Source organism: Lentzea sp. NPDC037011 (assembly GCF_055607425.1).
On record NZ_JBVJRT010000003.1, the window covers coordinates 330217 to 341429 of the forward strand.

Consider the following 11213-nt stretch of genomic DNA (forward strand, 5'->3'; position numbering starts at 1 on the left):
CCGGTGTCCTGGTGGTGATGGGGCTCGTCGTTCCGGTCACCCCCGCCCAGGCGCACGGCCTGCACGTCCTGCTGTTCTCCAAGACCGCCTCGGGCGCCTACCGGCACGACTCCATCCCCGCGGGCATCACGATGTTCGAGCAGCTGGCCGCCGAACGCGGCTGGGAGCTCACCAAGAGCGAGGACGCGTCGGTCTTCAACGACACCACGCTCGCCACGTTCAACGTCGTCGTCATGCTGCAGACCTCGGGCATGGTGTGGGACACCGCGGCACAGCGCACCGCGATGCAGAACTACATGCGCAGGGGCGGTGGTGTGGTCGCGATCCACAACGCCACCGACATGAACATCGAGGCGCAGTTCCCGTGGTGGGACCAGATGCTCGGCATGACGATGACGCAGCACTCGGCGGTCGTGTCCGGCACCGCGAAGGTCGCCGACCGCAAGCACCCGTCCGGCGCGGGTCTGCCGGACCGCTGGACGCGCACCGAGGAGTGGTACAACTTCAACCGCTCCGCGCGCGGTGACGTGCACGTCCTGGTCACCGCCGACGAGTCGACCTACGACGCGGGCTCGTCGAAGATGGGCGTCGACCACCCGATCTCCTGGTGCCGCAACTACGAGGGCGGCCGGCTGTGGGCCACCGGCATGGGCCACCAGGCGTCGAGCTACTCCGAACCCCTGTTCCGCCAGCACATCACCGGCGGCGTGGAGTCCGCGGGCGGCGTCGTCTCGGCCGACTGCGGGGCCACGGTGTGGAGCAGCTTCCAGAAGGTGCAGCTCGACAGCTCCACGATCGCGCCGAGCACCCTCGACGTCGCACCGGACGGCCGGGTGTTCTTCACCGAGTACAACGGCAACCTCAAGATCTACAAGCCGGACACCAGGACCACGGTCGTCGCGGGCACGCTCAGCGTCTACGGCGGCGGGCAGACCTCGGAGGACGGTCTCGTCGGCCTCGCGCTCGACCCGGCGTTCGCCACGAACCGGTGGGTGTACCTGAACTACTCGCCGACCGGGTCGCAGGAGATCGCGCGCATCTCCCGGTTCACGATGAACGGCGACCGGCTCGACACCTCGACCGAGAAGGTCCTGCTCACCCTGCCCGCGTCGCGGCGGGAGGAACCGGGCCACACCGGCGGCCAGCTCGCGTTCGGGCCGAACGGCAACCTCTACATCAGCGTCGGCGACGACACGAACCCCAACGGCGACTCGGCCGGCTACGCGCCGATCGACGAGCGCTCCGGCCGTTCGCTCTACGACGCGCAGGGCACCGCGGCCAACACCAACGACCTGCGCGGCAAGATCCTGCGCATCCACCCGGAGGCCGACGGCACCTACACCGTCCCGGCGGGCAACATGTTCGCGCCCGGCACGGCCAAGACCCGGCCCGAGATCTACGCGATGGGCTTCCGCAACGCGTTCCGCTTCAGCGTGCACCCCACCACGGGCGTGGTCTACGCGGCCGACTACGGCCCGGACGCGGGCTCGGACAACCCCAACCGCGGACCGGCAGGCCTGGTGGAGTGGAACGTCATCAAGTCGCCTGGCAACTACGGCTGGCCGTACTGCGTGGCGAACAACATCGCCTACAACGACTGGAACTTCGCCAACAACACCTCCGGCGCGAAGTTCAACTGCGCCGCACCGGTGAACAACTCGCCCAACAACACCGGTCTCACCACGCTGCCCGCCGCCCGTGCCGCGGACATGTGGTACGGCAACGGGGCCAACGGCAACGTGTGGCCGGAGATGGGTACCGGCGGCGAGGCGCCGATGGCGTTCCCCGCCTACCAGTACAACGCGAACAACCCGTCCACCACGAAGTTCCCGGCCTACTTCGACCAGACGCCGTTCTTCGGCGAGTGGTCGCGCAACCGGATGTGGGAGTTCCGGCTCGACTCGTCCGGAAACCTGTTGAAAATCAACAACTTCCTGTCGAACATGTCCTTCGCCTCGCCGATGGACGCGAAGTTCGGGCCGGACGGGTCGATGTACCTGCTGACCTGGGGCACCGGCTGGGACGACAACAAACCGCTGCCGGGCGCGGGTCTGTGGCGCATCGACTACACCGCCTCCGGTGAACAGAGCCCGGTCGCCCAGGCCTCCGGCACCCCGCTGTCGGGCGGCTCGCCGCTGACGGTGCGCTTCTCCAGCGCCGGATCGGCCGACCCCGGTGGTTCCGCGCTGACCTACCGCTGGGTGTTCGGCGACGGCAGCACCTCCACCGAGGCGAACCCGACGCACACCTACACCGGCCGCGGCCGGTTCACCGCCCAGCTCACCGTGACCAACGCGAAGGGCAAGACGGGCACCGCGAACGTGACCGTGACGGCGGGCAACACCGAACCGGTCGTGCGCTTCACCGGCCCAGCCGACGGCGGCATGGTCAACTTCGGTGACACCGTCCCGTACACCGTGTCGGTGACCGACGCGGAGGACGGCACGATCGACTGCTCCAGGGTGACCGTGCAGTCGAACATGGGCCACGACACGCACAAGCACCCGATCGGCTCACCGGCGACCGGCTGCACGGGAACGCTGCAGACGGGCATCGACTCCGGGCACCAGGGCCTCAACGTGCACGTCATCGGGTCCGCCGAGTACACCGACGGCGGCGCGAGCGGGGTGCCGGCGCTGACCGGCGGCGCCCAGGTCGTGTTGCAGCCCAAGCAGAAGCAGGCCGAGTTCTTCACCGGCTCATCCGGCGTGCGGGTGGTGTCGCAGTCCGGTGCCGAGTCCGGTGCGCGGATCGGTGACATCGGCAACGGCGACTGGATCTCGTTCAACCCGGTCAACTTCACCGGCATCAACCAGGTGTCGTTCCGGGTGTCCGCGCCCTCCGGCGGTGGCGGGACCATCGAGCTGCGGTCGGGTTCCCCGACGGGCGCCCTGGTCGCGTCGGCGGCGGTGTCGAGCACCGGCGGCTGGGACAACTACGTGAACCTGCCCGCGGTGAACGTGACCGCGCCGTCCGGTTCCGTTGAGCTGTTCGCGGTGTTCCGCACGTCCTCGTCGACCAGCTTCGACCTCGACTCGATCACCTACGTCGGGCCGGGTGTCGGGACGGGCGGCGGTGGCGGTGGCGCCAAGGAGATCGTCGGCGCCTCCGGCAAGTGCGTCGACGTGAACGGCGCCAGCTCGACCGACGGTGCCAAGGTGCAGCTGTGGACGTGCAACGGCGGCGCCAACCAGAAGTGGACGCAGAACGGCACCACGTTGCGCGCGCTGGACAAGTGCCTGGAGGTCACCGGCAACAGCCAGACCGACGGCACCGCTGTGCGGCTGTGGTCGTGCAACGGCGGGTCGGGCCAGAACTGGACCGCGCAGTCCGACGGCACGATCCGCAACGGCTCGAAGTGCCTGGACGCCAACGGGGCCGGCTCGGCGGACGGGACCCAGCTGATCATCTGGACCTGTCACGGCGGGACCAACCAGAGGTGGACCTTCCGCTAGCGGGAGGGCGGCCGGCGGCTCGCCGCCGGCCGCCCTTGTTCCCGGAGGAGGACTCGATGGTCAAAACCGTGCGGAGCCGTGCGGTCAAACCGGCCGCGCGGCCCGTTCCCGCCGCACGGCCGTTCTGGGCGGGGCTCGTGACCGCGTTCCTGCTCGGCCTGGCGGTGGCGTTCCTGGTGGGGTCGTGGACCGGCCCGGACGCGACCGAGCAGCGGATCGCGGAGCTCGAACGCGAGGAGGCCGACCGCGACGCCGCCCAGCTCGGCCCGTTGTCCGACCAGGCCCGGCAGACCCGCGACCGGCTGGCCCCGGTGCTCGCGGCGATGGCCGAGGCCCCCACCGCGGAGGCGGTGAGCGGCTGGCGGGACGTCGTGGCGGAGGTGGCCGGGACGTACGAGCAGTCGCCGTCGGCGGGCAACGGGATCAACATCGCGCGCACCGGCATGCGCACGGCGGTGCAGCAGCTGGCGGCAGCGGTGAAGACCTGCGAGCTGGCGTTCGGCGGGGCCGAGGCGGACCGGGCCGCGCTGCTGGCACTGGCGCAGGAGCAGCGGATGCTGGCGGTCCGCACGTGGTCGGTGGCGGCGGTGCAGCTCGACGTCCTCAACATCGAGGCCGGGCGCGGGCACGTGCACGTGCAGCTGTCCGGCGACGGGGACACCGGCGGGCTCACGGTCGACGGTGCGCCGGAGGGGCGGTGACGGCTGACCCGGTGCGGCTGCTGGACGAGGCACGGGCGGCGGTCGAGCCGGTGCGGCGGGCGGCGGTCGACGGGCTGGGACCCGCGTTGCGACGGGTCGCCGGCTACCACATCGGGTGGTGGGACGCGGACGGCCGACCCGCGCGGGCCACGGGGAAGGCGCTGCGTCCGGCGCTGGCGCTGGCGAGCGCTCGTGCGGCCGGCGGTGAGGTCTCGTCCGGGGTGGTCGCGGTGGCCACGGCGGTCGAGCTGCTGCACGACTTCTCGCTGCTGCACGACGACGTGATGGACGGCGACGAGACCCGGCGGCACCGGCCGTCGGCGTGGATGGCGTTCGGGACCACGGCCGCGATCCTCGCCGGTGACGCGTTGATCGGGCTCGCGGTGCGCCAGGTGCCGCCCGCGCTGGCCCCGGTGCTGGCCGACGTGCTGGTCGAGCTGTGCGAGGGGCAGTCGGCGGACGTGGCGGCGGAGCCGGTGTCGCCGGCGGAGTGCCTCGTCACGGCGGAACGCAAGACGGGTGCGTTGCTCGGTGCCGCCTGCCGGCTCGGTGCGGTGGCGGCCGGTGCCGACGAGACCACGGCCGAGCACTACCGCGGGTTCGGCGTGCACCTGGGTGTCGCGTTCCAGGCCGTCGACGACCTGCTCGGCATCTGGGGCGACCCCGCCAGGACCGGCAAGCCGGCCCACGCCGACCTCCGCGCACGCCGCCGGTCTCTGCCCGTTGTGGCGGCGCTGACCACGGACACCCCGGCGGCCCGGCGGTTGGCGCGGTGCTACGGGAACGCCGTGCGGCCGAGTGGTCCCGAGGAGCTCGCCCACCTCGTCGTGGAGGCCGGTGGCCGGGCCTGGACCGAGGCCGAGGCGGACCGGCGGGTGCGGCTCGCGTTCGACTGCCTGCGGCAGGCCTGCCCGACCTCCGCCGGCGCGGCGGAGCTGCGCGCGTTGGCGGGGCTCGTCGTGGCCAGGGACCGGTGAGGCCACCCGCCGCAAGCGTCAGCCCAGCTGCTGGTCCACGACGGCGGGGGACAGGACGTGGTGGATGACCATGGCCGCCGCACCGAGCACACCGGCCACCTCGCCGGCCCGTGACGGCACGATCCGCAGGTTCTCCGTGGCCAGCGGCAGCGAGCGCCGGTAGACCGCCTCCCGCACCCCGGCCAGCAGCATCTCACCGGCCGCGGCGAGGTCACCGCCGACCACGATGAGCGAGGGGTTGACCATGCTGACGCACGCGGCGAGCACCTCGCCGATGGTGCGGCCGGCCTGCCGGATCGCCTGGCCCGCCTCGACGTTGCCCGCGCGGACCAGTGCGACCACGTCGGCGCTCGTGTGCGCCTCGACGCCCCTGGAGCGCAGCCGGGCCGCGACCGCGGAGCCGCTCGCGACGGCCTCCAGGCAGCCGGAGTTGCCGCAGCCGCAGTCGGCGCCGTCGCCGTCGGGCACCCGGATGTGGCCGAGGTCCCCCGCCGCGCCGGCCGCGCCGCGGTGCAGGACGCCGTTGCTGATGAAGCCGGAGCCGATGCCGGTCGCGACCTTCACGACGATCATGTGGTCGGTGCCGGGGAACGAGTGCGCGTGCTCGCCCAGCGCCATCAGGTTGACCTCGTTGTCCACCAGCACCGGCACGCTGAACTCGGCGCGCAGGTGGCCCGGCACGTCGAAGCCGTTCCAGGCCGGCATGATCGGCGGGTGGTTCGGGCGGCCGGACGAGTGCTCGACCGGGCCGGGCAGGCCGATGCCGACACCGGCCAGCGACACCGCGGACAGCCCCGCGTCGCGCACCATCTCCCGCCACGTCCCGGCCAGCGCCGCCAGGACGCGCTCCGGGCCGGTCGCGACGTCCAGGGCGAGGCGCCGGGAGGCCAGCAGCCCGCCCACGAGGTCGGTGACGGCGATCGTGGCGTGGCTGGCACCGACGTCGGCGGCCAGCACCGTGCGCGCGCCCGCGTTGAACGCGAACCGCCCGGCCGGACGGCCGCCGGTCGCCACCGTGATCACGCGGTCGGTGAGGAATCCCGCTCCCTGCAGGGCGTCGAGCCGGGTCCGGACCGCAGCGCGGGTCAGGCCCGTCTGGGTGGCCAGCTCGGCGCGGGTGCGTGGCACTCCGTCGAGCAGCAGCCGCAGCAGCTGTCCAGGCGATGCTGCGGGGGCCCAAGGTACGTCCGGCACCGGATCAGTGAACCAAATAGACCGAGTAATGGCGATATTCATCCCGAAGACATGTGTCCTTTGGCAGAGAAGCGCCAACTTTTGATTGACAGTCGCCAATAGTCCACTCTACGTTCGCCTCATGACTGTGACCCGCGTAACACCGGGGGTGGCGGCGTGACGGACGTCGTCCGGTTGGAGGGGATCGGCAAGGCCTTCCTGGGCGTGCCGGTGCTGCGCGGCGTCGACCTCGCACTGCGGGGCGGCGAGGTCCACGCGCTGGTGGGCGAGAACGGCGCGGGCAAGTCCACCCTGCTCAAGGTGCTGGCGGGCGTGCACCGGCCGGACACGGGCCGGGTCGTCGTGCGCGGCGAGGAGGTCTCGTTCGCCGCGCCGCGGGACGCGCAGGCGGCGGGCATCGCGATCATCCACCAGGAGCTCACGCTGCTGGAGCACCGCACGGTGGCCGAGAACGTCTTCCTGGGCCGCGAGCCCGTGCGCCGCGGCCAGGTCGACCGGCGGGCGATGGAGGCGGAGACCCGGCGGCTGCTCGGCTCGCTCGGCGAGGACGGGATCGACCCCGGCACCGAGGTGGCGCGGCTCTCCGTGGCGCGCAAGCAGGTCGTGGAGATCGTCAAGGCGCTGTCGGCCGACGCGACCGTCCTCGCGATGGACGAGCCGACCGCCGCGCTCGCCGACGGCGAGGTCGAGCTGCTGTACCGGCTGGTGCGCAGGCTGCGCGACCGCGGGATCGCGATCCTCTACGTGTCGCACCGGATGCGCGAGGTGTTCGACCTCAGCACCCGCATCACGGTGCTCAAGGACGGCGCGTTCGTCACCTCCGCGCCCACCGCCGAGCTGACCACCGAACAGGTCGTGCGGCACATGGTCGGCCGTCCACTCGACACGCTCTACCCCGAGCGCGCCACCGCGCCCGGCGAGGTGCGGCTGGCGCTGCGCGGCGCGGGGAACGACCGGGTGCGGGACCTGACGTTCGAGGTGCGGTCGGGCGAGGTCGTCGGCGTCGCAGGGCTGCAGGGCTCCGGCCGGTCCGCGCTCCTGCGGGCGATCTGGGGCGTCGAGCCGTTCACCACCGGGACGCTGGAGCTCGACGGGACCCCGGCCCGCGTCACCGGTCCGCGCACGGCGGTGCGCAAGGGCATCGGGTACGTCACCGAGGACCGCAAGGGCGAAGGGCTCGCGTTGCGGCAGTCGGTGCGCGACAACACCCTGCTCGTCCGCCGGGCGACCTCGCGCGGTGCGCGCGCCCGCCGCGAGACCGACCTGCGGGAGCTGCTGGCCTCGGTCGCCGTCGTCGCACGCGGCCCGCACCAGGAGGTGCGCTACCTCTCCGGCGGCAACCAGCAGAAGGTGGTGCTGGCCAGGTGGCTCGCCGTGCGGCCGCGCGTGCTGCTCGTGGACGAACCGACCCGCGGTGTCGACGTCGGCGCCAAGCAGGCGCTGTACCGGCTGCTGCGCGACCTGGCGGCCGACGGCCTCGCGATCCTGCTGGTCTCCTCCGAGCTGCCGGAGCTGATCGGGCTGAGCGACCGGGTCCTCGTGCTGCGCGAGGGCACCCTCGCGGGCGAGCTGCCCGCCGGTGCCGACGAGGAGACCGTGATGGGCCTGGCCACCGGACACCTGGTCGGAGAACCCGCGTGAGCGCCGTGGGCGTGGCGGCCGGCCGGCTGCCCGCGCGGCACCGCGCGGTCGCGTTCACCCCGGTCGTGGTCGTCTACCTGGCACTGGCGGCGTTGCTCGTCGTCGGCAGCGTGCTGGTGGCGCTCGACGGCGGCGTGCTCCTCGACCACGGCGGCGTCCTCAACATCCTGACCCGCAGCACGGTGCTCGGCCTCGTCGCGATCGGGCAGACGCTGGTGATCGTCACCGGCTCGCTCGACCTGTCCGTGGCCTACCTCGCCGGGCTCTGCTCGCTGATCGCCGCCGAGACCATGGCGGGCAGCACCGCCATGGTCGTGCCGGGCGTGCTGGCGGCGCTGGCCGTCGCCGCGGTCGTGGGGCTGGTCAACGGCCTGGTGATCACCGTGCTGAAGGCCAACGCGTTCATCGCCACGCTGGGCGTCGCGCTCGTCCTGCGCGGCTACCTGGAGCACAGCTACACCGGACCGGCCGGCAGCGTGCCGCGCGCGTTCCAGCACCTCGGCTACGACCGCATCGGCCCGGTGCCGGTGTCCGCGCTGCTGATGCTGGCGCTCGCCGCGGCGGCGTGGTGGTACCTGCGCCGCACCCGAACCGGCTACCACATGTACGCCGTCGGCGGTGACGTCGACGTGGCGCGGCTGTCCGGCGTGCGCACCGGGCGGACGATCGTCACCGCGCACGTCGTGTGCGCCGTCATGGCGGGGCTCGCCGGGGTGTTCCTGGCCTCGCGGCTGGGGTCCGGCGCACCGTACGTCGGCACCGACGCCGGGTACGACCTGGAGTCCATCGCGGCGGTCGTGCTGGGCGGTACAGCGCTGGCGGGTGGTCGCGGCGGAGTGGCCGGGACCATCGGCGGGGTGCTGATCCTGGCCACCCTGGACACGATCTTCGACGACCTCGGCGTGAACTCGTTCTTCAAGGACGTCGTCCGCGGTGTCGTGCTCGTCGTGGCTGTGGCGCTGTACGCGCGCCGCCGGCACACGGGGAGGTCGTCGTGACCCGGCTGCGGCTCGCCGACGGAACGGCACCCGTGCTGGTCGTGCTCGTGGTCCTGCTGGTGGCACTGGCGTTCGCCGGTCCCGCCTACTCCGAACCCAGCGGCTACCTCGCGCTGCTCAAGCGGGCGGCGCCGCTCGTGGTGCTCGCGGTGGGGCAGTACTTCGTGGTCGTGTCCGGCGGGTTCGACCTCTCGGTCGGCTCGCTGGTGACCGCCGAGGTGGTGATCGCGGCCCGGCTGGTGGACGGCGACGACGCCAACACCGCGTGGGTCGTCGCGCTGCTGCTCGGCTTCGGGCTGCTGGTCGGCCTGGTCAACGGGCTGGTCACGACGAAGCTGCTGGTGCCGTCGTTCATCGTGACGCTGGGGATGCTGCTGGTCCTCGACGGCGCGGTGTTCCTGTGGACCGGTGGCGCACCGCGCGGTGCGCTGTCGCCGTCGTTCCGGATGGCCGGCCGGGGCGGTGCCGACGTGCCGCTGCTCGGGCAGGTGCCGTGGTCGGTGGTGGTCCTGCTGGTCGTGGTCGGCGCGGCGGTGTGGTTCATGCGCGGCCCGACCGGACGCCTGCTGGTCGCGGTGGGCGACAACGAGAAGGCGGTCCACCTCGCCGGTGGCCGGGTGGACCGGTTGCGGCTGCTCGCGTTCGTGCTGTCGGCGCTGCTCGCCACGGTCGCCGCGATCCTGCTCGCCGGGTTCGCCGGGGTCTCCGCCCAGGTCGGCCAGGGCCTGGAGTTCCGCGCCATCACCGCGGTGGTGCTCGGCGGGGTCCTGCTCGGCGGCGGCCGGGGTTCGGTGGTCGCCGCCGCCGCCGGTGCCGTGACGCTCGAAGCGCTCTTCTCCCTGCTGAACCTGCTCGGCGTCTCCGGTGCGCTGGAGTCCGCCGTGCAGGGCGTGATCATCATCGCCGCCGTGGCCTACGCCGCCCGCGGCACCGCGCTGCGCCGCCTGCTGCCGCACCGCAAGACCACTGTGGACAGCACGTGACCGCACCGCCGCACCACCTCTCCTGACCACACCGCCTGAGCCCCCGCCGAAGAAGCCGAGGAGCAAGCACATGCACAGGAATTGGTCCGTCGTGGCCCTGGCCGGCGCGCTGGTGGTGGCCGGGTGCTCCAGCGACCTGCCCGCCACCTCGGGCACCGGCGGCACCTCCGGACCGGCGAAGGCCACCGCGAAGTCGGAGTTCTACGACCAGGCGGAGCTCGCGCGCCAGCTGCGGTTCCGCACCGCGAAGGCGACCGGGCTCGACGGCCAGGACGGCACGGCGGGGCCCTGGGAGCAGGCGCTCGATCCGGAGCTGACCGACACGGCCAAGTACGCCAAGCCCGGTGGCGGCTACCACCTCTGCTTCTCCAACGCCTCGGTGGACAACCCGTGGCGGCAGGTCGGGTTCAAGACCATGCAGCAGGAGGTGAAGCTGCACCCGGAGATCACCAAGTTCACCGTCCTGGACGCCGAGGCCAAGGACGACAAGCAGATCAGCGACATCCAGTCGCTCGCCTCCCAGGGGTGCAGCGCGCTGGTCGTCTCGCCCAACACCACCGCCACGCTCACCCCGGCGGTCGAGGCCGCGTGCGCGACCGGCGTCCCGGTGATCGTGTTCGACCGCGGCGTGAAGACGAGCTGCCCGGTCACGTTCATCCACCCGATCGGCGGGTTCGCCTTCGGTGCCGACGGCGCCGAGTTCCTCAAGGAGAAGGTGGCGCCCGGAGGCAAGGTCCTCGCCCTGCGCATCCTGCCCGGGGTCGACGTGCTGGAGCAGCGCTGGGCCGCGGCCGACGAGGTGTTCGCGGGCAGCCAGGTGAAGGTCGTGGGCGTCGAGTTCACAGACGGCGACGCCGCCAAGACCAAGAGCATCGTCAACGAGTACATCCAGCGCGAGGGCAAGATCGACGGCGTCTGGATGGACGCCGGTGCCACCGCAGTGGCCGCGGTCGAGGCGTTCCAGGACGCCGGGGTGGCCATCCCGCCGTTCGTGGGCGAGGACCAGCAGGACTTCCTGCGCATCTGGGCCGACGAGAAGATGACCGCGGTCGCCCCCACCTACCCGACCTACCAGTGGCGCACGCCGGTGATCGCAGCGCTGCGCGTGCTCGGCGGCAAGCAGGTGCCGCGCGAGTGGGTGCTGCCGCAGCCCAAGGTCACCCAGGACACGCTGAAGGACTTCATCAAGCAGGACATGCCGCCGCTGCACTACGCGATGTGCGGCTGCGAGCAGATGCCCGGCTACCCCGCGCCGTGGAAGTGA

General features: G+C 72.4%; 8 protein-coding genes. 7 read left to right on the forward strand and 1 reads right to left on the reverse strand.

The genetic code is table 11. The annotated features are described in order from the left end of the window. Nucleotides 1-17: 17 nt before the first annotated feature. Genes ACZ7CH_RS10100 through ACZ7CH_RS10110 form a run of 3 tightly spaced genes read left to right on the forward strand, consistent with a single transcriptional unit; the run spans nt 18 to nt 5133 of the window. Complete coding sequence (locus tag ACZ7CH_RS10100; protein WP_470373621.1) at nt 18-3455, forward strand: ThuA domain-containing protein; 3438 nt, start codon at nt 18-20, stop codon at nt 3453-3455. A 56-nt stretch (nt 3456-3511) separates the two neighbouring features. Further along, the gene (locus ACZ7CH_RS10105) at nt 3512-4156 is read left to right on the forward strand and encodes a hypothetical protein (RefSeq protein ID WP_470373622.1); all 645 of its coding nucleotides are present in this window, start codon (nt 3512-3514) and stop codon (nt 4154-4156) included. After that, nucleotides 4153-5133 (forward strand): polyprenyl synthetase family protein, encoded by a 981-nt coding sequence (locus ACZ7CH_RS10110; protein WP_470373623.1) that lies wholly within the window; start codon nt 4153-4155, stop codon nt 5131-5133. The genes ACZ7CH_RS10105 and ACZ7CH_RS10110 overlap by 4 nt, the downstream gene beginning before the upstream one ends. A gap of 18 nt (nt 5134-5151) precedes the next feature. Here the strand turns inward: ACZ7CH_RS10110 and ACZ7CH_RS10115 are convergent, their stop codons facing one another. Then, nucleotides 5152-6327, reverse strand: coding sequence for an ROK family transcriptional regulator (locus tag ACZ7CH_RS10115; protein ID WP_470373624.1), 1176 nt, complete (start codon nt 6325-6327; stop codon nt 5152-5154). Nucleotides 6328-6483: 156 nt separating this feature from the next. Between ACZ7CH_RS10115 and ACZ7CH_RS10120 the strand changes: the two genes are divergently transcribed. The 4 genes from ACZ7CH_RS10120 to ACZ7CH_RS10135 all read left to right on the forward strand — a co-directional run bounded on the left by ACZ7CH_RS10120 (nt 6484) and on the right by ACZ7CH_RS10135 (nt 11213). Beyond that, complete coding sequence (locus tag ACZ7CH_RS10120) at nt 6484-7968, forward strand: sugar ABC transporter ATP-binding protein (protein ID WP_360389562.1); 1485 nt, start codon at nt 6484-6486, stop codon at nt 7966-7968. A 5-nt stretch (nt 7969-7973) separates the two neighbouring features. Next, complete coding sequence (locus ACZ7CH_RS10125) at nt 7974-8966, forward strand: ABC transporter permease (RefSeq protein WP_470370612.1); 993 nt, start codon at nt 7974-7976, stop codon at nt 8964-8966. Then, nucleotides 8963-9949 carry an ABC transporter permease gene (locus ACZ7CH_RS10130; protein WP_470373625.1) on the forward strand — a complete coding sequence of 329 codons (987 nt, stop codon included), beginning with the start codon at nt 8963-8965 and terminating at the stop codon, nt 9947-9949. Before ACZ7CH_RS10125 ends, ACZ7CH_RS10130 begins: the two co-directional genes overlap by 4 nt. Nucleotides 9950-10019: 70 nt before the next feature. Further along, the gene (locus ACZ7CH_RS10135; protein ID WP_470373626.1) at nt 10020-11213 is read left to right on the forward strand and encodes a substrate-binding domain-containing protein; all 1194 of its coding nucleotides are present in this window, start codon (nt 10020-10022) and stop codon (nt 11211-11213) included.

What these genes read in the sequence shown, in the direction of transcription:
- ACZ7CH_RS10100 (WP_470373621.1), top strand. Translation starts at nt 18, where the DNA reads ATGGGGCTCGTCGTTCCGGTCACCCCCGCCCAGGCGCACGGCCTGCAC.
- ACZ7CH_RS10135 (WP_470373626.1), top strand. Translation starts at nt 10,020, where the DNA reads ATGCACAGGAATTGGTCCGTCGTGGCCCTGGCCGGCGCGCTGGTGGTG.
- ACZ7CH_RS10105 (WP_470373622.1), top strand. Translation starts at nt 3,512, where the DNA reads ATGGTCAAAACCGTGCGGAGCCGTGCGGTCAAACCGGCCGCGCGGCCC.